Genomic DNA, 24,215 nt, shown 5'->3' on the forward strand with positions numbered 1-24,215 from the left:
GACGAACTGGGCCGCATCAAGGTGCAGTTTCCTTGGGACCGCATCGGCCAGAAGAACCAGCACAGCACCTGCTGGATACGGGTGTCGAGTCCGTGGGCGGGCAACCAGCTGGGTGGCATCCAGATTCCGCGCATCGGGCAGGAGGTGATCGTCGACTTCTACGGCGGCGATCCGGACTTGCCGATCTGCACCGGGCGGCCTTACAACCAGAACAACCTGCCGCCATGGGCGTTGCCGGGCCAGCAGGCGCTGTCGGGTTTTCGAAGCCGGGAGCTGACCGAGGAAGGTGGCAACAGCGCAGCCGGGCGCAGCAACCACCTCGCGCTCGACGACACGGCCGGCAAGATCCAGGCGCAGCTCAAGAGCGACCACCAGCACAGCCAGCTGAGCCTGGGGCACATCACGCGCATCGAGGACAACGCGGGGCGCAAGGACCTTCGGGGCGAAGGCCTGGAACTGCGCACCGATGGTCATGGCGCCATTCGTGCCGCCCAGGGTCTGTTGCTCACCACCGAGGGGCGAGCCAACGCCAGGGCCCACATCACCGACATGGGCGAAACAGTGGCAAGGCTGACAGAGGCCCGCGAACAGCACGAGGGCTTGTCCGGATCGGCGCTGCAGGCCGAGGCGCATTCCTCGGGAGATCAGGACGAAGTCACTCAGGCCCTGAAGGCGCAGAACGACGCCATCAAAGGCGGCGCCCCGGCAAGCAAAGACCGCTTCCCCGAGCTGGCCGATCCGCATCTCGTGTTGGCCAGCCCCGCAGGCATCGAGACCACCACGTCGCGGTCCACCCATATCGCCAGCGCCAAGCACAACGCACTGACCAGCGGAGGGCACACCAGCATCTCCGCAGCCCAGAGCTTCCTGGTCAGTGCCAAGCAGGCGGTTCGGCTCTTTGCCTACCAGGCAGGGATGAGGCTGTTCGCCTACGGGGGCAACATCGACATCAAGGCGCTCAAGGAGAGCATCAACATCCTGGCCAAGCTCGATATCGTTCAAGTCGCCAACCGAATCACCATCACCGCCAAGGAGGAACTCGTTCTCAATGGCGGCGGAAGCACGATACGCCTGAATGCCGCAGGCATCGAAGATGCCACCTCCGGCAAGCATGTGGAATACGCCGCCGCGCACAGCATGGTCGGGCCGAAGAACGCACCCACCCGGTCGGCGAGTGGCATGTCGAACCTGGACCTCAAGGAAAAAGGGGCGCTGAGCTTCGTGCTGCTTTCGCACGCGCAAGACGGCCGGCCTCTCGGCTTGGAGCCCTACACCTTGTACAAGGACGGCGCGAAGGTGGCCGACGGCATCACCGATGCCGATGGGCGAGTCCTCATTGAAGACCATCAGAGCGATACGGCCTCCTACAAGGTGCGCCTTGCCAACGGCAACGAATACGAGTTGCCCGTCAGGGCACGAATTGAATCCGACGATGACAGGCTCGCTGCCTCCGGGTATCGCGCGGCTCACGGTGAAAACAGAAACCGGATGCAGCACTACCTGCGACACCGCGACGAAGAAGGCAACTCATGAGCGACCCGCGACCCGTGAACGACACCCAGCACACATCGACGGTGCCTTTGTGCACTGGCACAGGCACCGCCATCGGCAGCGCGCAATGGCTCCTGGAGAAGAAGGGCGAGGACGAGAAATCGCCGGTACTTCATCACAACAATCTGCGCCTCTACATCTGCGGCGAAGAAACTTTCAAACAGATCGCCGCCGACATACGAAAAGCACAGCACAGCATCGACCTCGTCTGCTGGGGCTTCGATCCGGCGATGGAGCTCACACGCGGCACGGCCGACCACTGGCCGCGCGGCGAAACCTGGGGCGATCTGTTGCTGGGCGCTGCGCGAGGCGATTTCAACAATGGAAAGCCGGTGCAGGTGCGTCTGCTCGTGTGGTACGACTTCATTGGCAGCGCCGCTGTGAACAACATGCCGGGCTACAAGTCTGAGTCGCTCTATGAACACAGCAAGCCGGGTTTGTTGTTTCCTCCATCCCCTTCCTTGCGTGATCGACGGGAAATATTCAATTCGCATTGGTACAGGGATGTTGTGGCGGGACGCCAAAACGCCCTGTCGCTGCGCACGCGCGGCGGCGTTCATGCCGACGTGATGGCCAGTCTGCAGGGCGAAGCGAGCGCCAAAGGCCTAGGCCGCATCGAGCGCCTGGGCTTCGAGTACCTGGCCACGCATCACCAGAAGACCATCGTCATCGACTACGAGGGCGAAAGGCCTTGCGGCTATGTGCTCGGACTGAACTCGGTCACCGACTACTGGGATACCACGTCACACAAGTTCGACGACCCCCGACGCGGCAAAAGCTGGGAGGGTGCGAACGACGTGGAGCCCGGGCTCAAGCCCTACCAGGACTACGGTTGCCGTATCGAGGGCGAAGTGCTGGCGGTGGTGTGCAAGAACTTCACCGAGGCTTGGAACAAGGCCGGAGCCAAAGGCAAAGGCGCGGGCAGCAACGTGAACCGCAAATTCGATTTCAAGGCGACGCCTGCGAACCTGACCAGGAACTTGGTCGCTCCGCGCCAGAGCGCGCAGATCCTGCGCACCTTGCCTGCCGAGGACGGCAGCGAGAAGTCCATCCACCGCCTCTATGACCACGCGATCAGCTTTGCGCGCCACTATCTGTATGTAGAGAACCAGTACTTCCAGCACGCTGACTGGGTCAAGGAACTCAAGCGCCTGCGTGCGGAGCAAGTCGCAGGTTGCCAGAAAGGCAAGCTCGACATGGCCGACGTGCCCAAGCTGCATGTGATGGTCGTGACGCCCACGCCGGAACGCGCGCAGATGGTGCCGCGAACACACGACACCGTGACGGAGCTGGGGCATGGTTCGTCCATGCCCAATCAGGCGAAGATGGTGGAAGAAGAAATCGCGCGCTACGAAGCCGTGCAGGAAGCCCGCAGGCGAAGCAAGGATCCCCTCATGATTCCACCGCCGGCTCCCCTGTCCAGCATTGCCCAGGCCTACAAGGACGCGGGCGGCGGCAAGGACGATGAGACGGCACGCAAGGAGCTGGAGGGCCAGTTCGCCATGCGCACGTTGGTGGCCAGCCTGTGGACTTTCGATCCGAATTGGCAGAGCAAGCAGAAAGACGACCTGGGCAGGCTCAAAGAATGGAGCAGCACCTCGACGTACGACAAGAGCGGGCAAGACATCAGCCTGAACCGCCAACGCATCAAGAGCATGAGCGACAAGCTTTACAAGGCGCGCTATCGCGAGATCTACATCCACAGCAAGCTGATGATCATCGACGACAGCATGTTCACACTGGGCAGTGCCAACCTGAACCTGCGCAGCTTTGCGGTGGACAGCGAGATCAACATCGCCAGCGACGATGCGGTCACGGCTGCGAATCTGCGCGAGCGGGTGTGGGGGCAGCATACCGACGGGAAGTTTTCGGGGGGGAATGCGACGGATCAGAAGGTGATGTTTCAGACGTTTCAAGATTGGCACAAGGAGGCCAGCACCAACTTTAAGAAGAAAGTCCGCGGCGAAACTCCGTCCTGCTTTCTTGTCGCATTCAACGACGAACGCACAAGCACCATTCGCTTGGGTTAATCACCTTGAAGCTACTCCGTATTTGCAACACCGCTCAGCCGCGCGCAGCATGCGCAGCGCTGTTTGTTCTCTTCACCCTGACCGCCTGCGCCATGAATGATCTTCCCCGCAACATGAACCTCAAGGCCTTCAACCCGCACCGGCTCGATTTCATATGCATGCAAGAAGCGTCCAAACTGCCAGCGATCACGAACGAATCGGAAATGCTGTTCCAGCAAGGTATGGCGGTGACCAGCAACGAACTCTGGCCCGACCAGCGCGACTACAAGAAGGCGGCTCAGCTTTGGGAGCAGGCCGCAGCCGAGGGCCATTGGAAGGCCGCGATGAATCTTGCGGGCTTGCTCGAGCGCGGCCTGGGTGTGCAACGGGATACAGAACGAGCAGTGCTGATCGTTGAAGGATTGATGAAACAGGGGGTGCCGAGCGCCTTCGACAAGATGGGCACCTACCACCGGCGCGGCATCGGGGTCAACCCGGACATCGATCGGGCTTACGGGTTCTGGCAACTCGCAGCGGACATGGGTAATCCCGCGGCGCAGACATATCTCGGCAACAAACTCGACGCCGCCTATGACGATTCACAGATGGGCGTTTGGGGCAATCGCATCGTGGGACTCAAGATGTTGGAGTGCGCGTTTGCGCAGGGATTTGGGGAAGCAGCGTACAGGCTTGGGCAAACGCTGGATATCGACAAAGACTATGACCGGGCGCTCGTTGTCCTTCACGAAGGCGTGAAATTTGGCAGCAAGGACGCAGCTGGCTACTTGTCGTCAAGCTTTAGAAATCAGGATCCGCTTACCAGCAACTTGATTGATCAGGCTCGTGCTGAGCGTTACAGCACGTTTTACGAGGCCCTCGAGCTCAACCCAGACCTTCGTCTCCCAAATCTCGACAAGGTCCTTCCCCTGCCGCCCGCTGCGCTGCCCTTCTGGAACGGCAAACGCGCGACGTTGATCGACGCAGCGAAAGCGGTCATCGTCAAGCAACCAACGCCCGCGAGACCAGAGGCCAACCGCACCGGCCGTGCACACATTCCTCAAGGCTACGTGCTGGCGAGCAACGTCACATCGCCGCCCGGCGAGAACGCCTACGACAGCCACGGCAGACCATGGGGTTTCACAGCCAAACAGCACGCTCACTTCACCGGCTACTGGCAACCTCGGATCGATGTGGTGCGGGGTGACTGGCAACTCGACTGGAACGCAGCACAGGTGCCCCAGCATTTCAAACGTGGCGAGGCCCTCCCCGATCTGGCAGAACAAATACCCCCGGGGTATGGCGCAGTGACCTGGCACTACAAGGGCATTCCGGTTCAGCAAGCCTTGTCGATCAATCCGCATGTCGCACAGGGCATTGCGCGATACGTGCCGGTACCGGAAGTGCCCCGCAGCTGCAGCGGGACCGTTCTCTGTCCGCAGACCGGCATCTGGCATGCGCGCTTGAAGAAGGAACACGCGCAGCACGCGGTATTCCATGAGCAGGGGCAGCAAACGTACATGGAAAAGGGCCAGCCGTTCCCGGTGCCAACCGCGCTACGCGGAGCGGGCGGGATCACGGTGGCAGCCAGGGACATCCGATGGGATTGGATCGGCGATGCCAATCAGACGGATGCCTCGGGGCATGTCCATGTGACGTTGGCCCCGATCGAACGTTAGCGCATTCGCTTCCGCTTCTCTCCCGCGCCCTTTTGCCTACGCCGGCACCGCGTCGACATTGGCCCGGTCCCAATGCCGGTGCTTCGCGATCGCCGCAATGAAGTCGCTCGCCACCTGCGCCGCGGCCGTCGTGTCGCCCATGTTGGTGACCGGCGTGGCCGCCACGACGACACCGGCCGGCGCCTCGGACTCCGGCGTGATGCCCAGCGTCGACAGCAGCTTCACGCCCTCGCCCACCGTGCAGATGGCCTTGCAATGCTTGTAGGCCTCCAGCACGAAGTGCACCGCGTCGCCGATGCCCGCCATCGCGGCAGCGGCTTCGCTGCCCGCAGGCACCAGCACGGCGTCGAACATCACCGAGGGCGTGTTCGAGAAAGTCATGTCGACATCGATCTGCCGCTTCGACGCGCTGGCCACGGTGCCCAGGCGCGGGCCCACCACCTTGCATTGCGCGCCGGCCTGTTCGAGCGCCTCGCGAATCGGCTTCAGCGAGGCCGAATCGACACCGTCGGCCACCAGAATGGCGATCTTGCGGGTGCGGATGGAACCGTCGCCGGTGTCGGCCATGCTGAGCGCCGGCGATTCGTCGATGGGCAGCGACATGCGGTGGTCGCGAAAGCCCGCGCGGCCTGCAGCGGCCTTGGCATCGGGCTCGCCGATGCCCAGCGGCTCGGCCACACGGCGTGCGAGCTTCTCGTCCACATGCGCCAGGTTGTCGACCATGCGCTGGCGGATCGCCGGCACCTCGAGCTTGGACAGTTCGAAGCGGAAGGCCGCGATGATGTGCTCCTTCTCGGGCGCGCTCTGGCTGTTGAAGAACAGGCGTGCCTGCGTGAAGTGGTCGTCGAACGACGGGCTGCGGCGGCGCACCTTGGGCGGATCGATCTCCTCGGGGAACGACTGGAAGCCGTTGCTGCCGCCGTCCACCCGAAACTCGGTGCCGCTGCCCAGCGTGTTGGGCTCGTAGGCCACCTGGCCGCGCGCGATGCTCTGGCGGTGCATGCCGTCGCGCTGCATGTTGTGGAACGGGCACACGGCCTTGTTGATCGGCAGCTCGTGGAAGTTGGCGCCGCCCAGCCGCGAGATCTGCGTGTCGGTGTACGAGAACAGGCGGCCCTGCAGCAGCGGGTCGTTGCTGAAGTCGATGCCCGGCACCACGTGTCCCGGGTGGAAGGCCACCTGCTCGGTCTCGGCGAAGAAGTTGTCGGGGTTGCGGTTGAGCACCAGCCGGCCGATCTTCTGCACCGGCACCATTTCCTCGGGGATCAGCTTGGTGGGGTCGAGCAGGTCGAAGCCGAGCGAATGCTCCTTGTCGGCCGGGATCATCTGCACGCCGAGTTCCCATTCGGGGAAGTGGCCGTTCTCGATGGCTTCCCACAGGTCGCGGCGGTGAAAGTCCGCATCCTTGCCGGCGATCTTCTGCGCCTCGTCCCACACCAGGCCGTGGATGCCGAGCTTGGGCTTCCAATGGAACTTCACGAAGTGGCTCTCGCCGCGGCTGTTGATGAAGCGGAAGGTGTGCACGCCGAAGCCCTCCATCATGCGCAGGCTGCGCGGAATGGCGCGGTCGCTCATGGCCCACATCAGCATGTGGGTGCTCTCGGGCATGAGGGAGGCAAAGTCCCAGAAGGTGTCGTGCGCGCTCGCAGCCTGGGGCATCTCGTGGTGCGGCTCTGGCTTGACGGCGTGGATGAGGTCGGGGAACTTCATCGCGTCCTGGATGAAGAACACCGGAATGTTGTTGCCCACGAGGTCGTAGTTGCCTTCGCGGGTATAGAACTTGACGGCGAAGCCGCGCACGTCGCGCACCGTGTCGGCCGAGCCGCGCGAGCCGGCCACGGTCGAGAAGCGCACGAAAACGGGCGTCTTCGCGTCCGGGTCCTGCAGGAAGTCGGCGCAGGTGAACTGCGACATCGACTTGTAGACCTGGAAGTAGCCGTGCGCCGCCGAGCCGCGCGCATGCACGGCACGCTCGGGAATGCGTTCGTGGTCGAAGTGCGTGATCTTCTCGCGCAGGATGAAGTCTTCGAGCAGCGTCGGCCCGCGCACACCCGCCTTCAGCGAGTTGTGGTTGTCCGGTAACTGCAGGCCCTGGTTGGTGGTGAGCGTCGCCGGATGCTCGGTGGTGAAGCCCTCGAGCTGCTGCTGCTTGGCGCTGCCCCCATCGCTTGCCTTGGAGGCACCGGTGCGGCGGCCTGCTGCGGCCTTGTTCTGTGGCGTCATCGTGGACCTGGAGTCTTTCATGAGGAGGGCGCTCAGCCCATTTCGTTGTTGTCGAGGAACATGTCGAGCACGTTGACCACGGCCACCAGGCAGATGCAGCCCGCGACGGCGGCGACGGCCCACACGAGGATCTCGTCGCCCCAGTTGGTGGTGAGCGTGTCGAAAAGCGAAGCAAAGTCCATGATTCCCTCCAAGGAAACAAACAGAACGAACCGGGCGAACGGCGGGTTGGAACTGCTTGCAATCGGGGGGCTGCAAGCGAAATGCAAGGTTATGTTTCGTGCCGCCTGCAGGCCGTAGTGGCCGCCCTCCCCCATTTGTGGGAGAAAACGTGCGGCTTCGGTAGGAGCACACCGACAGCACATCGCCGCGGCCTACGAGGGTTCGCGCGTCCTTGCCGTGGGGCGCGCGGGGCTTCGTCGCATAGCATGGGTGCGGAACATCGGAGGGGGCGGCATCAATCGTGCTTGTCGTCCCTTGCCTCGCGCGCCGGCCGCACCGCCCGGATCACCCAGGGAAGAAAGATACCCATGCAGATCAGGATCGGCTTCGACATCGAACTCGGCGTGACCGCGCCCACGGCATTGATCTACATGCTGCAGGTCCATCCGTCGCGGGCTGCGGACCTGCAGGGTCCGGAAAACATCACCATCAGCCCGCCGCTGGTCACCGACCACTACCAGGACAGTTTCGACAACCACTGCGCGCGCGTGCACATTCCGTTCGGCGTGAGCAGCGTGCGGTTGCGCAACAACGCCGTGGTGTACGACACCGGCTGGCCCGACCCCGTCGATTTCGGCGCCATGGAGCACGCGGCGGCCGACCTGCCGGTGTCCACGCTGCCCTTCGTGCTGCCCAGCCGCTACTGCGAGGTCGACAGCGAACTGCTGCAGTTCGCCTGGGCCAACTTCCTGAACGTGGCGCCGGGCTGGTCGCGCGTGCAGGCGATCTGCGACTTCGTGCACCGGCACCTGCGCTTCGACTACCAGAACGCACGCGCCACGCGCACCGCGCTGGAAGGTTTTCGCGAGGGAACGGGCGTGTGCCGCGACTTTGCGCACCTGGCCATCACGCTGTGCCGCTGCATGAACATTCCGGCGCGCTACGTGACGGGCTACCTCGGCGACATCGGCATTCCGCCGGTGCGCTACCCGATGGACTTCAGCGCCTGGTTCGAGGTGTACCTGGGCAACCGCTGGCACACCTTCGACGCGCGCCACAACACGCCGCGCATCGGGCGCGTCGTGATCGCGCGCGGGCGCGACGCGGCGGACGTGCCGATCACGATGATGTTCGGGGCGAACACGCTGCAGCGCTTCGATGTGACGACGGAAGAAGTGCTGTAGCAGCTTTGGATTTGCGCCTTCATCTGCCGGGGGAAGGCGGAGATGGGGGCAAGCCTTCGATCGAACGCCATGCCTTTTCCAACGCCGTCGTGCCCCCACCCCAACCCTCCCCCAGGGGGGGAGGGAGCAAGACACAGCGCGCTACTTGTAGCCGAGCAGCTTCATCGCTGGAGCCAGCCCCTTGCGGCTGCTTTCCATCGCGTCCCAGGGCTTGTTGCCGGTGGCGAATCGCTCCGCCGCGTTGGCCACGGTCCATTGCGAGGCGCTCGTGAGCACCGGCAGCTCTTCCCACGCCACAGGCACCGACACACCCAGCCCCGGCCGTGACCGCGCCGACCACGCAGCGACCGTGGTCGCGCCGAAGCCGTTGCGCAGGTAGTCGACGAACACCTTGCCCACCCGGTTGCGCGGCCCGCTCTTGGCGACGAAGCGCTGCGGAATGGTCTTCGCCAGATGCACGACCACGGCCTGCGAGAAGCCCTTGACGGTGTCCCAGTCGTATTGGCGGCGCACCGGCACCACCACGTGCAGCCCCTTGCCGCCGCTGGTCTTCAGGAACGAGGGCAAGCCCATCTCGTCGAGCAGCGTGCGCACCAGCATCGCCGCCTCCTGGATCTGCGGCCACGCCACGCCCTCGCCCGGGTCCAGGTCGAAGGTCATGCGGTCGGGCTTGCCGATGGCGCGCGAGGTGGCGTTCCAGGTGTGCAGTTCGATGACGTTCATCTGCGCGGCACCGATCAGCCCTGTCTTGGTGTCGATCTGCAGCAGCGGCTCATGCCCCGGGTCGAGTGCGGGATCGAGCAGCTTCACGCCGGGGATCTCGCGGTTCTGCAGGTGCTTCTGGAAAAACAGTTCCCCGCCCACGCCTTCGGGCGCGCGCACCAGCGACACGGGCCGCCCGCGCAGGTGCGGCAGCATGAGCGCGGCCACGCTGTCGTAATAGGCCGCGAGCTCGCCCTTGGTGATGCCGCTGTGCGTGTCGATCACGCGGTCGGCGTGGCTGATCTTGAGGGCCATGGGCGTTCCTGCTCCCCTGCGCTTCGGTGATGGTGTGGATTCACCGGCCGGCTGCGGCCGTTCGCGGCGGATGTCGCGCGCGGGCTTGTCGGCACGCAAGCCCTGGAACACCGCGTGGCGCACGCGGTGCTCGCGCGTCCACTCGCCGAACGACACCTCGGCCACCAGCGTGGGCGCTACCCATTGCGCCTTCACGCCGCCCGGCGGGGGCTCGAAGGGGCACGCTTCGGTGGCGAGCTTGTCGAGGCGCGACTTGATGTCGGCAAGGCGGTTCGCGTCGAACCCCGTGCCCACGTTGCCGCAGTAGCGCAGCTTTCCCGTGGCCTCGTCATGCACGCCCAGCAGCAGGGCGCCGAAGCCCGAACGCGAACCCTTGGGTGCGGTGTAGCCGCCGATCACGAACTCCTGGCGCTGCTGGTTCTTCAGCTTGATCCAGTCGGCCGAGCGGCGCGAAACATAGGGCGAGCCCTTCAGCTTGCCCACGATGCCCTCGAAGCCGATGCGCGCGGACGAGGCCAGCAGGTCGCGCGGCGAAGCGTCGAAGGCCTCGCTCAGCCGCAGCGATGCGGGCGGTTTCTTGCCCAACAGCTTTGCGAGCCGCGCGCGCCGTTCCTCGACGGGCAGCTCGCGCAGGTCTTCGCCGTCGAGAAAGGGTGCGTCGAACAGCCAGTACGCCATGGACGACGTGGCGCCGCTGTCGAAGGCGTTCTGCAGCGCCTGGAAGTCGGGTGCGCCGTTCTCGCCGTCGACGGTGATCTCGCCGTCCAGCCAGGCCGAATCGGTGGGCAGCCTGGCCAGCGCCTTGGCCAGCGCGGGCAGCCTGGCGGTCCAGTCATGGCCGTTGCGGGTGAAGCAGCGCACCTTGCCCTTGTCGATGCGCGCCAGCAGGCGGTAGCCGTCGAACTTGAGCTCGTAGAGCCAGTCCTCTGGCGATGCGGGCGGCGAGGCCGCGAGGGTGGCGAGCTGGGGCTGCAGGGTGGCGGGCAGCGCGCCTTTCTTCGCCGCCTTGGGGGCGGCCTTCTTTGCGACAGCTTTCTTTGCCGCGGCCTTCTTTGCGGGCGAACTGGTCGCGACCTTCTTCGGCGGCTGGCCGACCTCGTCCACGCCCAGCCCGGTGATCACGCTCGCGGGTTGCGCTTCGAGCACGTCGTAGTCGCCGATAGGGCGCGCCTCGCCGTCGCGCTCCTTGATGAGCAGCCACGGCTCGTGCGACTCGTCTCCCTTGCCGTGCATGCGCACCAGCGTCCAGTGCCCGTGCAGCTTCTCGCCGCGCAGTTCGAACTTGAGCTTGCCGGCGGCCAGCGATTGGCGCGCATCGCCGTCGGGCAGCCAGTCGCCGCGGTCCCAGACGATGACGGAGCCCGCGCCGTACTGCTTGGGCGGGATGGTGCCTTCGAAGTCCGCATAGGAGATCGGATGGTCCTCGACATGCACCGCCATGCGCTTCACTGTCGGGTCGAGGCACGGCCCCTTCGGTACGGCCCAGCTCTTGAGCGTGCCGTCGAGTTCGAGCCGGAAGTCGTAGTGCAGATGACTCGCGTGGTGCTTCTGAATGACGAAGGACAGCACGCCCTTGCCCGCCTTGCCGCCAGCCTTGGGCTCCGGCGTGCGGGCGAAATCGCGCTTGCCGTGATAGCGCGCCAGCGCCTTGCTCGCGGCCGATGCGGTGGTGCCCATGGCGATCGGCCCGCGTCAGGCGGCGCGGCGCGCCTTTGCGGCGGTGGCGGTCTTGCCAGCCGCCTTCGCGGCCGGCTTGCGCTTCTTCGCGGCAGCCTTGGGAGGGGGTGCTTCGTCCTCCTCCTCTTCGTCGTCGGCGGCTGCCTTGGCCTTGCTGCCGCCCTTGCGCAGGCTGCGCTGCAGCAACTCCGTGAGGTCGATGATCTTGGCGCCGCGGCTTTCGCTGGCCTGCCCTTCCTCGGGCTCGGGCTGCGTCACCGTCTCGGTCTGGCCGGCCTTCACCTTCTTGTCGACCAGCCGCAGGATCTCGTCCTTGAACTCGTCCTTGAATTCGTTCGGGTCCCAGTCGGCGCTCATGTCTTCGACCAGCTGCTTGGCCATCTTGAGCTCGCGCTCGCTCAGGCCCGCCTTCTTCACGTCTTCGGAGGGCAGCGGCAGGTCGGTCCAGGGGCGGATGTCCGCGCCCCAGCGCAGCAGGTTCAGCACCAGCCCCGGGCCCGCCGGCACCAGCACGGCCAGGTGCTGCTTGGTCTGGATGACCACGCGCGCCACCCCCACGCGGCCGCTGCGCTGCAGCGTCTCGCGCAGCAGGGCGTACACCTTGGCGCCGCGGTTGATGGGCGCCACGTAGTAGGGCCGCTCCAGGTACACGAAGGGAATGCCGTCGGCCGGCACGAAGGTCTCGATCTCGATGGTCTGCGTGGTCTTGGGGTAGGCCGCCGCGATCTCCTTGTCGCTGAGCACGACGTATTCGCCGTCTTCGTAGGCAATGCCCTTCACGATCTGCTCGCGCGCGATTTCCTTGCCGGTCTTCTTGTTGATGCGCTTGTAGCCGACCGGGTCCATGGTGCGCTTGTCGAGCCAGTCGAAGTCGATGCCGTGGTCGGTGGTGGCCGAGTAGAGCGCAACCGGAATGTGGACCAGGCCGAAGCTGATCGCACCCTTCCACAGGACGCGCGGCGCAGGGGATTTTTGAGAGACGGGCATGGGCACACTCCTTCGGCATCGCACTGTGCGCCTGCCATGGCCGCCCGGTGTAGGAGCGCCGCCCCAGACGCGGTCAGGCGGTGCCGGTCGAACCCGCCACGGGCCCCAGCTGCCGCTCGCTCGGGTGCGCGAAGTAGAACCACTCGGTGCCGGGCAGGGCCACGGCGTTGGGGAACACGATGAAGCCGTCTTCGGGCGCGGTCACCAGCGTGCCGTCGTGGCGCATGCCGATGGGCTCGCCGCGTTGCACTTCGTCGAAGGTGGCCCAGTCGCGCACGAAGCTGTCTTCTTCGTGCAGGCGGTCGGTCACGCTGGCCAGGCGCAGCAGACGGGGTGCCTGCACCGGCGCCCCTGATAGCCCCGGCGGCAGCGCCGCCATGCCCAGCAGCGCCAGCGCGCGGCGAATGGCGCGCCACGCCACCTCGGGCGCCTGCGGGTCCAGGTGCTGGCCGCATTCGAGCGTCACGCCGTAGCCGCCGCGGCTGCGGATGTACTCGTTGGTGCCGCGGCCGAAGTCGAGCGCAGCCTCGTCGGCAGGCGCGCCGCCCGCGCGCTGCGCCAGGTTCGCGGCATAGATGTCGAGCCAGCCTTCCACCACCACGGGCGTGCCGATGTGCAGCGCCAGCTGGCCTTCCTCGAACGAACGCGCGAAGGGCTCCAGCGTGCCGGTGTTGTCGCGCGGGCCGATCATGGCGAAGGCCTCGCCCGCGCTCTGGAAGGAGTGCAAATCGAGCAGCACCTCGTGGCGCGCGATGAGCGGGGCCAGCACGTTGGTGACGCGGGCTTCGTAGTCGGCGGGCTGTTCGCTCGGGCGGAACAGCCGGTTGAGGTTGCGTTCGCCCTCGCGCTGCAGGCGGCGCCGCGCGAGCGGGTTGGCCACGGGCACCAGGGTGAGCTCGCCGCGCTGCAGCTGCAGCGTGCCGGCGTCGAACTCGCCCAGGATGCGCTCGATGCCCAGCGTGCCGGAGATTTCGTCGCCGTGGACGCCGCCCACCACGAGCAACCGCGGTCCGGGGGTCAGCGAGGCAAAAGTGTGGATGCGCAGGCTGTCGGTGGCCACGCCGGCAAAAGGATCGGAGGACATGCCGGGGATTATTGCGGAGCCCCATGCCACTGAGCAAAGGCACTGCGCAAAGGCACTGCGCATTCGATGCCGTTCGAGCGCGCACCTACAGGGGCAGCCTTGCATGTCCTACCGCCCTGCCGGGGCGCTCGCGGCACGCTGGAGCGAATCACAAGGAGCAGCGCAATGAACACGAAGACGAAGACCCAGCCGAGCGACAAGACCTCGGACGCGAACGACGGCAAGACCAAGGTGCAGCAAGGCGGCGAACCGGCCCCGCGCCTGCCGAACGAGCGCGACCAGTCGTCGGACAGCCAGCAGACCCGGGACGGCAAGCCCTCGGAGGTGGGTCGCAAGGCCCATGACGACGTGGAGCGCGGCGTGGTCGACACCGACCGCGGCCCGGAAGCGGACCGCGTCTACAACGAGCAGGTCAAGCGCTGACGCTCAGGCAGCGGCAACGCCGGCGAGCTGCTTGCGCATGTCGGCGATCACCGCGCCGTAGTCCTTGGCATTGAAGATCGCGCTGCCCGCCACGAAGGTGTCGGCGCCGGCGGAGGCCACGCGTGCGATGTTGTCGACCTTGATGCCGCCGTCCACTTCAAGGCGGATGTCGCGACCGCTCTGCTCGATGCGCTTGCGCGCCAGTTCGATCTTTCGCAGCGCCGAATCGATGAAGCTCTGGCCGCCGAAGCCGGGGTTGACGCTCATGATCAGGATCAGGTCGATGTCGTCGATGGCCCAGTCCAGCGCCTCCAGGCCCAGCCCCGGGTTGAACACCAGTCCGGCCTTGCAGCCCGCGCCCTTGATGGCCTGGATGCTGCGGTTCACATGGGGCGACGCGTCGGGGTGGAAGCTGATGCAGTCGGCACCCGCTTCCGCAAAGGACGCGGCGAGGGCATCGACCGGCTGGATCATCAGGTGCACGTCGATGGGCACCGGGGTGCCGTCGGCGGTCTTGGCGTAGGGCTTGAGCGCATGGCAGATCATCGGGCCGAAGGTCAGGTTCGGCACGTAGTGGTTGTCCATCACGTCGAAATGGATCCAGTCGGCGCCGGCGGCGATCACGTCGGTCAGTTCTTTGCCGAGGTGCGCGAAGTCGGCGGACAGGATGGAGGGCGCAATGCGAAACGGGGTGCTCATGCCCCCGATTCTCGCAGCCGATGGAAGTCCGACGAAAGGCCTCCGTTACCATGCGCCCCATGTCAAACAGCCCCTTCAGCGTCCAGGTCGAACCGCGCTACCTGGCCGACCAGTCCTCCCCAAAGGACCACATCTACACGTTTTCGTACACGATCACCGTCACGAACACGGGCTCGGTGGCGGCGCAGCTGATTGCCCGCCACTGGCGCATCAACGACGCATCGGGCCATCCGCAAGAGGTCAAGGGCCTCGGCGTGATCGGCCAGCAGCCGTTGCTGGCGCCCGGCGAATCTTTCCGTTACACGAGCGGTTGCCGCCTGCAGGCGCCCAGCGGCACCATGCATGGCAGCTTCCTGGTGGTGACCGAGGAAGGCGAACGCTTCGACGTGCCGGTGCCGATGTTCGTGCTGGAAGCGGATGTCGACGGCACCCCGGTGTCACGCATCCTGCATTGAGCGCCACGACGCTCCCTTTCTTTTCCTTCCCCCGCCCCCCGACATGGCTGCCGCTTCGCGCGACTTGCAGGGGCTGCTTGCCGGCCTCGACCCCACGGCCGATGTGGCGCAGCGCCACATCTGGCTCATCAACCTCTTCGACTGGCTGCGTGGCGACCGTGCGTCGCCCCAGGCGGCCATGGGCCGCGTGCAGTTGCTGCTCGACGCCATCGAGGCGCGCCCGGAGCTGCGCGAGCGCCTGCGCGCCTGGTGGCGCGTGTTCACGCAGTCGGTCGACCTGACCACGCTGCTGGCCGACTACGGCTTCGCGCCGCGCACGGCCTTTGCCAGCGAACTGGCCGAACGGCTGCGCCGCAAGATATTGCCGGGCACGCCGGAGACCACCGACGCATCGGACCTGTTTCGCATGGTGCTGCCCGGTGTGTTCGACGCGGGCTGGATCGCGCTGCTCGACGAGGCACCGCTTGCGCGCATCGGCATGCTGCTGGCCGACGCAGCCATCGACGACGACGGCGCGCCGCGCTGGCGCCACACGGTGATGGACGCCGTCACCTACTGCGCCAGCCAGGTGGTGGCGGCCGGCTTCTCGCCCGAGTTGCGCCTGCGCATGAGCGCCGAGCTGGGCGCCACGCGGCCCTTTCATTCGCTCATGGCCGACCTGGACGAGCTGCGCGAGCAGATGTTCGCCCAGCCGCGCAACGAGGAAGCCCTGCAGGGCGCCTTCATCGCCTTTCGCGACCGGCTCGACGCCTGCCGCACGGTGGCCTCGTCGGTCTACACGCACCTGGAAGACAACGGCATCTCGGTGGGCCTGGTGTTCCGGCTGCGCCAGCTGCGCGAGCGCGTGCTGCGCATCCGCGAGCTGCTCGACTGCCTGATGTCGCCCGTGCCCGCGCCCAGCGTGGCGCGGCTCGTCGGCCGGCTCGTGCTGGCGGGCGGCGAGCGCAACAGCATCCGCGCGCTGATTGCCTCCAACTCGTCGATGCTGGCCGCCAAGGTGACCGAGCGCAGCGCCGAGACCGGCGAGAACTACATCACCCGCGACCGCGCCAGCTATGCGCAGATGGTGAAGAAGGCCGCGGGCGGCGGCGCGCTCACCTCCATCACGGTGCTGCTGAAGTTCGGCATCTACGCGCTGGGCCTGTCGGCCTTCTGGAGCGGACTGGCCGCGGGCCTCATGTATGCGGCGAGCTTCGTCGCGATCCAGCTGCTGCACCTGACGCTGGCCACCAAGCAGCCCGCAATGACGGCGCCGGCCCTGGCGGCGCGGCTGCGCGACATCAAGTCGGACGGCGCGGTGGTCGATTTCGTCGACGAGGTCGCCAACCTCGTGCGCTCGCAGGTGGCCGCCGTGCTGGGCAATGTGCTGGTGGTGGTGCCGGCCATGCTGGGCCTGGCGTTGCTGCTGCAACTGGCGCTGGGCCGGCCCCTGCTGGACGCCGCGCATGCCGCAGCCACGCTGGATTCGCTGTCCCTGGCGGGCCCCACCGCGCTTTATGCGGCAATCACCGGCATCCTGCTGTTTTCGGCCAGCATCATCGCGGGTTGGACAGAAAACGCCTTTGTCCTGCATCGCCTGGACTCCGCCATGCGTTACAACCCCCGCATCGGCGCTTTTCTGGGCGCCGCCCGGGCACGCCGCTGGGCCGACTTCATGCGCACACACATCTCAGGCTTCGCCTCCAACATTTCCCTGGGACTCATGCTCGGGCTGCTGCCCGCGTTCGCGGGTTTCTTCGGGCTCGGGCTGGACGTGCGGCACGTGACACTGTCGGCCGGGCAGATTGCCGCTGCCGCGGCGTCCACGGGTCTCGCGGTGCTGCACCAGCCCGCCCTGTGGTGGGCAGTGGCGGCCGTTCCGGTCATCGGCGCGCTCAATGTGAGCGTGAGTTTCTATTTCGCTTTCCGGCTGGCGCTGCGCGCGCACAGCGTGAGCCTGGCCGACCGCGCGCGCATCCGCCGCGCGATCTGGGCGCGCTGGCGCAGCCGGCCGGTGAGCTTCTTCCTACCTTCATGAATTTGACGAGCTTCATCAACGACATGCTGGGCTTCTGGTCCGAATGGGTGCGCCCTTCGGCCGGCCTGCCCACCATCCTGTGGTCGCTGCTGCTGGCAGCGGCCGCGGCCTCCGGCCACCTGGTGCAGCGCTACCTGGGGCTGCCCAAGGTCATCGGCTATTCGCTGGTGGGCGCGGTGGTCGGCTTTGCCGGCTTCGAGGGCGCCATCTGGCCGCTGCGGGGCCTGAGCCTGTTCCTGCTGGAGCTCGGCGTGGCGGTGGTGCTGTTCGAGGCCGGCGGCCGGCTGCCGCTGCGCTGGTTCCGCCACAACCCGATGGTGCTGGTGCAGAGCCTGCTGGAAGCCACGCTGACCTACTTCGGCGTCTACTGGATATTGACGATGCTGGGCCTGCCCGAGCCGGTGGCCAACCCCATTGCGCTGATGGCCATCGTCGCCTCGCCCGCGGTGCTCAGCCGCGTGATCATCGACACCCGCGCCGCCGGCCCGGTGACCGAACGCGCCATGACGCTGGCCACGCTCAACACCTTGTATGCGCTGGCGCTGGGCTACGCACAGGCCGGGCTGATCGAGCGCGCGCCGCAGACGCTGCTGCAAAAGCTCTACCCGGTCGGCGTGGTGCTGGGCCTGTCGTTCGTGGTGGGCGCCATCATGGCGTTGGCGCTGCGCTCGGCCCTGCGGGTGATGAGCCCGACGAGCGAGAACACTTCCATCCTGCTGCTGGCGATCATTGCGGCGGGTGCCGCGCTCACCGCGCACATCGGCGGCTCGGCGCCGCTGGCCGCGCTGATCGGTGGCGTGCTGCTGAAGGCGCTCAACCCCAAGCCCTGGGCCTGGCAGCGCCAGCTGGGCACGGCCGCCTCGCTGCTCACCATGCTGATGTTCGTGCTGGTGTCGATCGTGGCGGCGCAGGCCGACTGGACGCTGCCCGTGGCCAGCGTGGTGCTGGCGGTGATCGGCGTGCGCCTGGTCGCCAAGATCGCGGGCGTGGCCATTGCCAACCCCGGCAGCGGCGCCAGCTGGAAGCAGGCCTTCTGGGTCGGCTGCGCGATGTCGCCGCTGTCGTCGATCGCGCTGCTCATCGCCTCCAATTTCGCCACCGCCTCGCCGTTGCTGGGCACCATGATCACGCAGGTCGCGCTGCCCTCCATCCTGCTGATGGAAGTGGTGGGCGCGGTGCTTGCCACCGTGGCCATCCACGCGGTGGGCGAGAGTTCGGTGCCCTGGGCGCCCCAGGCCTTCAGCACCACCGAGGACACGCAGCGATGAGCACCACCCTTCACACGCCCGTCGATCCCGACAGCGACGACGTGCGCTCGACCGCCCTGCCCGCCGACCCGGCAAGCCGCGTCGTCAAGCTCGAGCCCTTCAACAAGTCGGAGGCGCTGTCGCTCGGCGTGGAGCTGGAGCTGCAGCTCGTGAACACGCACGACTACGACCTGGCCCCCTACGCCGAGGACATGCTGCGCCTGATGGCGCAGACCCCGCTGCCCGGCAGCGTGGTGCCCGAGATGACGTCGAGCATGATCGAGATCTCGACCGACATCTGCCATTCGGCGCAGGACGTGATCACGCAGCTCTCGCCCATCCGCGAGGCGCTGATCAAGAACGCCGACAAGCTCAACATCGCGGTGGTGGGCGGCGGCACGCATGCGTTCCAGCAGTGGCACGAACGGCGCATCTATGACAAACCGCGCTTTCGCGAACTGTCGGAGCTGTACGGCTACCTGAGCAAGCAGTTCACCATCTTCGGCCAGCACGTGCACATCGGCTGCCCCGACGCCGACTCGGCGCTGCTGATGCTGCACCGCATGTCGCGCTACATCCCGCACTTCATCGCGCTGTCGGCCTCGTCGCCGTTCGTGCAGGGGCAGGACACGCAGTTCGACTCGGCGCGGCTGAACTCGGTGTTCGCATTCCCCCTGTCGGGCCGTGCGCCCTTCACCACGAGCTGGAAGGAGTTCGAGGCCTACTTCGAGCGCATGACCCGCACCGGCGTCGTGCGCAGCATGAAAGATTTCTACTGGGACATCCGCCCCAAGCCCGAGTTCGGCACCATCGAGATCCGCGTGTTCGACACGCCGCTCACGGTGGAGCGCGCCGCCGCGCTGGCGGGCTACGTGCAGTCGCTGGCCGCATGGTTCCTGCAGGAGCAGCCTTTCGAGCCCTGCGAGGACGACTACCTCGTGTACACCTACAACCGCTTTCAGGCCTGCCGCTTCGGGCTCGACGCGGTGTACGTCGACCCGGCCACCGGCCAGCACATGCCGCTGCGCGACCACATCCTGATGACCATGACCCAGCTCGAATGGCACAGCGAGGCGCTCAACGCCACGCAGGCCCTGGGCGAGCTGCGCACCAGCGTGGAAGCCAACCGCAACGATGCGCGCTGGCTGCGGGAAAAGCAGGGCAAGGAGCGACTGCTGGCGGAAGTGGTGCGGCAGGCGGCGCTGAGGTTTCGCGGTCAGGCTTGAGCCCGGGCGCCAGCCCTTATGCTCGCACCCCATGGGTGAATTCGACCTGATCACACGCTACTTCAAGCGCCCCGCCGTGCGCTCTCCGCTCGGCGTGGGCGACGACTGCGCACTGCTGGCGCCCGCAGCGGGCATGCAGCTCGCCGTGTCGTCCGACATGCTGGTCGAGGGCCGGCACTTTCTGTCCACCGTCGAGCCCGCGCGGCTGGGCCACAAGGCGCTGGCGGTGAACCTCAGCGACCTGGCGGCCTGCGGCGCGAAGCCGCTGGCCTTCACGCTCGCGCTTGCATTGCCGGGCGTGGACGAGCCCTGGCTCGAAGGCTTCTCGCGCGGCCTGTTCGCATTGGCCGACGCCCACGGCTGCGAACTGGTGGGCGGCGACACCACGCGCGGTCCGCTCAACATCTGCATCACGGTGTTCGGAGAAGTGCCGGCCGGCGCGGCGCTGCTGCGCTCGGGCGCGCGCGCGGGCGACGACATCTGGGTGAGCGGCACGCTGGGCGATGCGCGGCTGGCGCTCGAGGTGTTCCGGGGCACGGTGGCGCTGTCGGCCGACGCCTTCGAGGCCGCGCGCGCCCGTATGGAGCAACCCACGCCGCGCGTGGCGCTGGGGCAGGCGCTGCGCGGCATCGCCTCGTCGGCGGTGGATGTGAGCGACGGTCTGATCGGCGACCTGGGCCACATCCTCGCGGCCAGCCGGGTCGGTGCCGTGCTCGACGCCGATGCCGCCGCGGCGCTCGTTGCCGCCGAGGCGCCCGGCCTGCGCACCGAGATCCTGCGCACCTGCGCGCTTTCGGGCGGCGACGACTACGAGCTGGTCTTCACCGCACCGCCCTCGGCGCGCGGTGCGGTCGAGCAGGCCGGCACGAACAGCGCCACCCGCGTCACGCGCATCGGCCGCATCGAGGCCGATGCCGGCCTGCGCATCGTGGATGCGGCCGGCGCGCCGGTGTCACAGCGCTTCGGCTCGTTCGACCACTTCATCTGAGAAGGGGCGAATCGACCTGCTGCGCGCCGCGCCGCTCAGGAGCCGCGCACCACCGTCTGCAGTTTCTGCTGCGCCGCGTTGATGGCGCTCGACTGGCCGTTCAGCTGCTGCAGCATCTTGTTGAGCTCGGCCTGCACGACCGGGTCGGTCACGCTGATGGTGCTGCCCGAGATCTGGATCTTGGACTTGTTCTGCTCGATGTAGCCGCCGATGGCCAGCGCGCTGTCGAACACGGTGTCGAGCGCGGGGAACACTTCCTTGAAGGTGGTCGCAGGCACCGTCACGGTCTTGTCGTAGGCTTTGTCGTAGACCTGCTTCAGGTCGTCGGGCTGCTTGAGTTGCGCGTGCGCGGCGTCGGCCTTGGCGGTCTGCTGGTCGAGCGCGGTGCGCAGGCCGGCCAGGCCGTCCTTCGCGGCCTTGATGTCGTCGCGGCGCGAGACCAGGTCGCCGATGGAACGCAGTCCGCCCTTGGCCATGATCTGCGTCATGGGCTGGCCCACCGACTTGTTCATGCCTTCGTTGAAGTCGGTGATCACGGCGTAGTGCTGGGCGTAGTCGCCGAACGAAGCCTTCTCGTCCGCGCTGGGTGTCGGCACGCGAATGCCGGGCTTGTCGAGCACGCGGGTCTGCAGGAAGGTGGTGAAGGCCTTGCGCTGCTCGGCCTCCTTGTTGCCGCAGGCCACCAGCGCGAAGCTGAAGGCCACGAGGAGCGACAGGGCTCCCATGCGTTGAACGATGTTTCTCATGAGGCAGTCCGCTCCCGTGTGTTTGTTGTGAAAGCAAAAAATTATAGGGAGCGCCGAATGGCATCGATGCAGGCGAGCGCCGCGACTTGCAGCGTCTTGCCAGGTCAGCCGGGCCCTCAGCCGCCGCGCCTGCCCACAGCGCGGTATGCAAGCCAGACCGCCGCAGCGGGGGCGAGCGCGAAGCTCGCGAACAGCCAGGCCGCGGCCGACTGCGCACCGTGCGTGCCGCCCGGCGTGGTGAGCCCCGCCGCATTCGCCACCAGGCCCGCCACCGCGGCGCCCACGGCCATGCCGTAGAGCTGCACGGTGGTGATCGAGGCGGAGGCCAGGCCTTCCTCGCCCTTGGGTGCCAGCGACATCACGCGCGTCAGCAGGTGCGGCCAGCCGATGCCCACGCCGAGCCCCACGGCCGCCAATGCAAGGGCGACCAGCACGGTCTCGAACACCGCACCGAAGCGACCCGGCGCCGGCAGCAAGAGCGCGAGCGCCACGAGCCCCAGCGTGCAGACCACCGGGCCGGCGCGCAGCATGCGGTCGGCCCCCGCCCCGGTGCGGCCCGACGACGCCAGCGAGCCTGCGCTCCAGCCGCCCGCCATCGCGGCCGTGAGGTAGCCCGCCGCGAGCGGCGAGTGGCCGTGCAGCAGTTGCAGGAAGTACGGCACGAAGATCTCGGTGGTGGTGCCGATCAGCAACAGCGCCACGCTCGCGTAGATGGCGCCCAGCGGCGCGCTCATCGCATAGGCGCCGCTCGGCAGCACGCGCACGGTGGCCCGGCTGTCGATGCGCGTGGCCGCAAACCCGATGGCCAGGCCCACCGCCACGCCGGCGGCCTGCCACAGCAGGCCGGACCACAGGCCGCTGGCCGCGATCACCAGCACCGAGGCCGCGAGCAGGCCGATCTGCACGCCGGGCACGCGCGGCAGCGTGGCCGGCGGCTCGTGGGTCACCCCCGCCGAGGGGCGCAGCTGCACCAGCACCAGCACCGCCTGCGCGGCCGCCACCGGCAGCAGGAACCAGAAGGCCCAGCGCCAATGCCCGGCCTGCGCGAACAACCCGCCCACGGCCGGCCCGCACAGCGTGGCCACGCCCCACATGCCCGACACCAGCGCCACCGCGCGCGGCCACAGCCGCTGCTCGAACACCAGCTGGATGAGCCCGTAGCTCAGCGCCGCCAGCAGCCCGCCGCCCAGCCCTTGCACGGTGCGGCCCGCGAGCAGCCAGGGCATGGCCGACGCGAGCGCGCAGCCCACCGCGCCGGCGCTGAACACCGCCAGCGCGGCCAGGCAGGCGCCGCGCGGCCCGAGCACCGCGAGCAGCCGCACCGACAGCGTGGCCCCGAGGATCGAGCCGACCACGAAGAGCGTGGTGCTCCATGCATACCAGTCGAGCCCGCCGATCTCGCGCACCACCGAGGGCAGCACCGTGGTCACGATGTGCACGTTGACGGCATGCAGTGCGACGCCGCCGGTGAGTGCCAGCGCGCGCCAGCCGTTGCGGCCGCTGAAAAGTTCACTCCATGCGGCAGTGGCGGGAGGTGGATGCAAGGCGGCGGAAGAGGAAGACATGAGGGAATGCGAAGGTCGAAAAGAAGCCCGGATACTAGGCGGCGCGCGCCAATTAAACAAGCTATTGCTTTGATAAATAAAAAGCCACCGTGCAGATGCCGCCGCAGCAGCCGCCACAGATGCGCGACACTCCTGCCCCTGATGCAAGCCGCTTCTTCCACACCGACACCCGACGCCGGCGCCATGCCCCGACCCTCCATGCGCCGCCCCACGCTGCGCTTTCTGCTGTCGCACCCCGCGCACTTCATCGCGCTGGGTTTGGGCTCCGGCATGCCGCGCTTCGCGCCGGGCACGGTGGGCACGCTGTGGGCCTGGGCGGCCTTCGCGGTGATGCAGCTGTGGTTCACGCCCGCCACCATCGGCTGGATCATCCTGGCGTCGCTGCCCGTCGGCTGGTGGGCCTGCACCGTGACCGCGCGCGACATGAACGTGGCCGACCCCGGCGCCGTGGTGTGGGACGAAGTGGTCGCCTTCTGGATCGTGCTCTGGCTGGTCACGCCGGCCGGGCTGCTGGCGCAGGCCATCGCCTTCGCGCTGTTCCGTTACTTCGACGCCGCCAAGCCCGGCCCGGTGGCCTGGGCCGACGCGCTCTTCAAGCAGCGCGACGCGGCGCAGATCCGCTGGTGGCATGCGGGCTTCGGCATCATCCTCGACGACCTGGTGGCGGCGTTCTGCACGCTGCTGGTCATTGCGCTGTGGCGCGCATGGTGAACCTGATGGATTCCTCTTCTTCCTCGACGTTGCCGATGTCTTCGGCTTCCGCTGCGGCACCCGCCGACCTCGACACGCCCGAGCTCGTGGTGGCGCTGGCCGACCTGCTGCAGAAAAAGGGCTGGATGCTGGCCACCGCAGAGAGCTGCACCGGCGGGTTGATCGGCGCCGCCTGCACCGAGCTGGCCGGGTCGAGCGCGTGGTTCGAGCGCGGCTTCATCACCTACTCGAACGAAGCCAAGACCGAACTGTTGGGCGTCGATGCGGCGGTCATCGCCGCCCACGGCGCGGTCAGCGAGCCGGTGGCGCGCGCCATGGCCACGGGCGCCATCGCGCATTCGGCCCGCTCGGTGCCTGTGCGCGTGGCGCTGGCCGTGACCGGCGTGGCCGGCCCGACCGGCGGCACCCCCGACAAGCCGGTGGGTACGGTGTGGTTCGGCTGGTCGGTCGACGGCAGCGTGCGCACCGAGCGCCGCCGCTTCGACGGCGACCGCGCCACGGTGCGCGCGGCCACGGTACGGCACGCGCTGCACACGCTGGTCGAGCTGCTCGGCCGCTGACCCCTTTT

At 67.3% G+C, this 24,215-nt stretch carries 20 protein-coding genes; 12 read left to right on the forward strand and 8 right to left on the reverse strand.

The genetic code is table 11. The features are described 5' to 3' along the window. From ACSFBM_RS31470 to ACSFBM_RS31480, 3 genes are all read left to right on the forward strand, one after another. A partial coding sequence (locus tag ACSFBM_RS31470) for a DUF2345 domain-containing protein (protein WP_435487906.1) occupies positions 1-1,533 on the forward strand: 1,533 nt, incomplete at its 5' end. After that, the gene (locus ACSFBM_RS31475; protein ID WP_435487907.1) at positions 1,530-3,581 is read left to right on the forward strand and encodes a phospholipase D-like domain-containing protein; all 2,052 of its coding nucleotides are present in this window, start codon (positions 1,530-1,532) and stop codon (positions 3,579-3,581) included. The genes ACSFBM_RS31470 and ACSFBM_RS31475, both read left to right, overlap by 4 nt. 92 nt (positions 3,582-3,673) lie before the next feature. Next, positions 3,674-5,236 (forward strand): SEL1-like repeat protein, encoded by a 1,563-nt coding sequence (locus ACSFBM_RS31480; protein ID WP_435487908.1) that lies wholly within the window; start codon positions 3,674-3,676, stop codon positions 5,234-5,236. A 36-nt stretch (positions 5,237-5,272) separates the two neighbouring features. Here the strand turns inward: ACSFBM_RS31480 and katE are convergent, their stop codons facing one another. Both katE and ACSFBM_RS31490 read right to left on the reverse strand, forming a co-directional pair. Then, positions 5,273-7,459 (reverse strand): catalase HPII, encoded by a 2,187-nt coding sequence (gene katE / locus ACSFBM_RS31485; RefSeq protein ID WP_435487909.1) that lies wholly within the window; start codon positions 7,457-7,459, stop codon positions 5,273-5,275. A 32-nt stretch (positions 7,460-7,491) separates the two neighbouring features. After that, positions 7,492-7,641 (reverse strand): hypothetical protein, encoded by a 150-nt coding sequence (locus ACSFBM_RS31490; protein ID WP_435437749.1) that lies wholly within the window; start codon positions 7,639-7,641, stop codon positions 7,492-7,494. Between the two features lie 348 nt (positions 7,642-7,989). Here ACSFBM_RS31490 and ACSFBM_RS31495 point away from each other — a divergent pair, with 348 nt between their 5' ends. Beyond that, complete coding sequence (locus ACSFBM_RS31495; RefSeq protein ID WP_435487910.1) at positions 7,990-8,805, forward strand: transglutaminase-like domain-containing protein; 816 nt, start codon at positions 7,990-7,992, stop codon at positions 8,803-8,805. A 141-nt stretch (positions 8,806-8,946) separates the two neighbouring features. Here ACSFBM_RS31495 and ligD read toward each other — a convergent pair whose 3' ends face one another. From ligD to ACSFBM_RS31510, 3 genes are all read right to left on the reverse strand, one after another. Continuing rightward, entirely contained in the window at positions 8,947-11,499 is a 2,553-nt protein-coding gene (gene ligD, locus ACSFBM_RS31500; protein WP_435487911.1) for a DNA ligase D, read from the reverse strand. 15 nt (positions 11,500-11,514) lie between these two features. Beyond that, on the reverse strand, positions 11,515-12,486 hold the full coding sequence (gene ku, locus ACSFBM_RS31505; protein ID WP_435487912.1) for a non-homologous end joining protein Ku: 972 nt from the start codon (positions 12,484-12,486) through the stop codon (positions 11,515-11,517). Positions 12,487-12,559: 73 nt separating this feature from the next. After that, the gene (locus tag ACSFBM_RS31510) at positions 12,560-13,570 is read right to left on the reverse strand and encodes a M14 family metallopeptidase (RefSeq protein WP_435487913.1); all 1,011 of its coding nucleotides are present in this window, start codon (positions 13,568-13,570) and stop codon (positions 12,560-12,562) included. Positions 13,571-13,735: 165 nt separating this feature from the next. On the opposite strand from ACSFBM_RS31510, the gene ACSFBM_RS31515 reads away from it, so the two are divergent. After that, positions 13,736-13,993 (forward strand): hypothetical protein, encoded by a 258-nt coding sequence (locus tag ACSFBM_RS31515; protein ID WP_435487914.1) that lies wholly within the window; start codon positions 13,736-13,738, stop codon positions 13,991-13,993. Between the two features lie 3 nt (positions 13,994-13,996). Here ACSFBM_RS31515 and rpe read toward each other — a convergent pair whose 3' ends face one another. Further along, complete coding sequence (gene rpe / locus ACSFBM_RS31520) at positions 13,997-14,692, reverse strand: ribulose-phosphate 3-epimerase (RefSeq protein WP_435487915.1); 696 nt, start codon at positions 14,690-14,692, stop codon at positions 13,997-13,999. Between the two features lie 59 nt (positions 14,693-14,751). Between rpe and apaG the strand changes: the two genes are divergently transcribed. Genes apaG through thiL form a run of 5 tightly spaced genes read left to right on the forward strand, consistent with a single transcriptional unit; the run spans position 14,752 to position 20,625 of the window. Then, positions 14,752-15,147, forward strand: a complete 396-nt coding sequence (gene apaG, locus ACSFBM_RS31525; RefSeq protein ID WP_435439050.1) for a Co2+/Mg2+ efflux protein ApaG — start codon at positions 14,752-14,754, stop codon at positions 15,145-15,147. A gap of 43 nt (positions 15,148-15,190) precedes the next feature. Further along, the gene (locus ACSFBM_RS31530) at positions 15,191-17,164 is read left to right on the forward strand and encodes a site-specific recombinase (protein WP_435487916.1); all 1,974 of its coding nucleotides are present in this window, start codon (positions 15,191-15,193) and stop codon (positions 17,162-17,164) included. Beyond that, positions 17,161-18,432: a cation:proton antiporter gene (locus tag ACSFBM_RS31535; RefSeq protein WP_435487917.1), complete on the forward strand. Its 1,272-nt coding sequence runs from the start codon at positions 17,161-17,163 to the stop codon at positions 18,430-18,432. Before ACSFBM_RS31530 ends, ACSFBM_RS31535 begins: the two co-directional genes overlap by 4 nt. Then, a complete protein-coding gene (locus tag ACSFBM_RS31540) occupies positions 18,429-19,637 on the forward strand; it encodes a YbdK family carboxylate-amine ligase (protein ID WP_435487918.1) in 1,209 nt (402 codons plus the stop codon). Before ACSFBM_RS31535 ends, ACSFBM_RS31540 begins: the two co-directional genes overlap by 4 nt. 31 nt (positions 19,638-19,668) lie before the next feature. Beyond that, a complete protein-coding gene (gene thiL, locus ACSFBM_RS31545; RefSeq protein ID WP_435487919.1) occupies positions 19,669-20,625 on the forward strand; it encodes a thiamine-phosphate kinase in 957 nt (318 codons plus the stop codon). A 35-nt stretch (positions 20,626-20,660) separates the two neighbouring features. Here thiL and ACSFBM_RS31550 read toward each other — a convergent pair whose 3' ends face one another. Both ACSFBM_RS31550 and ACSFBM_RS31555 read right to left on the reverse strand, forming a co-directional pair. Continuing rightward, the gene (locus ACSFBM_RS31550) at positions 20,661-21,371 is read right to left on the reverse strand and encodes a DUF3053 domain-containing protein (RefSeq protein WP_435487920.1); all 711 of its coding nucleotides are present in this window, start codon (positions 21,369-21,371) and stop codon (positions 20,661-20,663) included. A gap of 116 nt (positions 21,372-21,487) precedes the next feature. After that, the gene (locus ACSFBM_RS31555; RefSeq protein ID WP_435487921.1) at positions 21,488-22,936 is read right to left on the reverse strand and encodes an MFS transporter; all 1,449 of its coding nucleotides are present in this window, start codon (positions 22,934-22,936) and stop codon (positions 21,488-21,490) included. Between the two features lie 183 nt (positions 22,937-23,119). Here ACSFBM_RS31555 and ACSFBM_RS31560 point away from each other — a divergent pair, with 183 nt between their 5' ends. Together ACSFBM_RS31560 and ACSFBM_RS31565 are read left to right on the forward strand one after the other, a co-directional pair. Then, the gene (locus tag ACSFBM_RS31560) at positions 23,120-23,647 is read left to right on the forward strand and encodes a phosphatidylglycerophosphatase A family protein (RefSeq protein ID WP_435439043.1); all 528 of its coding nucleotides are present in this window, start codon (positions 23,120-23,122) and stop codon (positions 23,645-23,647) included. Between the two features lie 5 nt (positions 23,648-23,652). Next, positions 23,653-24,207 carry a CinA family protein gene (locus tag ACSFBM_RS31565; protein WP_435487922.1) on the forward strand — a complete coding sequence of 185 codons (555 nt, stop codon included), beginning with the start codon at positions 23,653-23,655 and terminating at the stop codon, positions 24,205-24,207. The last annotated feature ends 8 nt before the right edge of the window (positions 24,208-24,215 follow it).

Source organism: Variovorax pasteuri, assembly GCF_051216435.1.
Taxonomy (GTDB): domain Bacteria; phylum Pseudomonadota; class Gammaproteobacteria; order Burkholderiales; family Burkholderiaceae_C; genus Variovorax.

Bases quoted from the DNA above. Each gene is read 5' to 3' on its own strand.
- ACSFBM_RS31475 (WP_435487907.1), top strand. From the start codon at position 1,530: ATGAGCGACCCGCGACCCGTGAACGACACCCAGCACACATCGACGGTG.
- ACSFBM_RS31480 (WP_435487908.1), top strand. From the start codon at position 3,674: ATGAATGATCTTCCCCGCAACATGAACCTCAAGGCCTTCAACCCGCAC.
- katE (WP_435487909.1), bottom strand. From the start codon at position 7,459: ATGACGCCACAGAACAAGGCCGCAGCAGGCCGCCGCACCGGTGCCTCC.
- ACSFBM_RS31490 (WP_435437749.1), bottom strand. From the start codon at position 7,641: ATGGACTTTGCTTCGCTTTTCGACACGCTCACCACCAACTGGGGCGAC.
- ACSFBM_RS31495 (WP_435487910.1), top strand. From the start codon at position 7,990: ATGCAGATCAGGATCGGCTTCGACATCGAACTCGGCGTGACCGCGCCC.
- ligD (WP_435487911.1), bottom strand. From the start codon at position 11,499: ATGGGCACCACCGCATCGGCCGCGAGCAAGGCGCTGGCGCGCTATCAC.
- ku (WP_435487912.1), bottom strand. From the start codon at position 12,486: ATGCCCGTCTCTCAAAAATCCCCTGCGCCGCGCGTCCTGTGGAAGGGT.
- ACSFBM_RS31510 (WP_435487913.1), bottom strand. From the start codon at position 13,570: ATGTCCTCCGATCCTTTTGCCGGCGTGGCCACCGACAGCCTGCGCATC.
- ACSFBM_RS31515 (WP_435487914.1), top strand. From the start codon at position 13,736: ATGAACACGAAGACGAAGACCCAGCCGAGCGACAAGACCTCGGACGCG.
- rpe (WP_435487915.1), bottom strand. From the start codon at position 14,692: ATGAGCACCCCGTTTCGCATTGCGCCCTCCATCCTGTCCGCCGACTTC.
- apaG (WP_435439050.1), top strand. From the start codon at position 14,752: ATGTCAAACAGCCCCTTCAGCGTCCAGGTCGAACCGCGCTACCTGGCC.
- ACSFBM_RS31530 (WP_435487916.1), top strand. From the start codon at position 15,191: ATGGCTGCCGCTTCGCGCGACTTGCAGGGGCTGCTTGCCGGCCTCGAC.
- ACSFBM_RS31535 (WP_435487917.1), top strand. From the start codon at position 17,161: ATGAATTTGACGAGCTTCATCAACGACATGCTGGGCTTCTGGTCCGAA.
- ACSFBM_RS31540 (WP_435487918.1), top strand. From the start codon at position 18,429: ATGAGCACCACCCTTCACACGCCCGTCGATCCCGACAGCGACGACGTG.
- thiL (WP_435487919.1), top strand. From the start codon at position 19,669: ATGGGTGAATTCGACCTGATCACACGCTACTTCAAGCGCCCCGCCGTG.
- ACSFBM_RS31550 (WP_435487920.1), bottom strand. From the start codon at position 21,371: ATGAGAAACATCGTTCAACGCATGGGAGCCCTGTCGCTCCTCGTGGCC.
- ACSFBM_RS31555 (WP_435487921.1), bottom strand. From the start codon at position 22,936: ATGTCTTCCTCTTCCGCCGCCTTGCATCCACCTCCCGCCACTGCCGCA.
- ACSFBM_RS31560 (WP_435439043.1), top strand. From the start codon at position 23,120: ATGCCCCGACCCTCCATGCGCCGCCCCACGCTGCGCTTTCTGCTGTCG.
- ACSFBM_RS31565 (WP_435487922.1), top strand. From the start codon at position 23,653: ATGGATTCCTCTTCTTCCTCGACGTTGCCGATGTCTTCGGCTTCCGCT.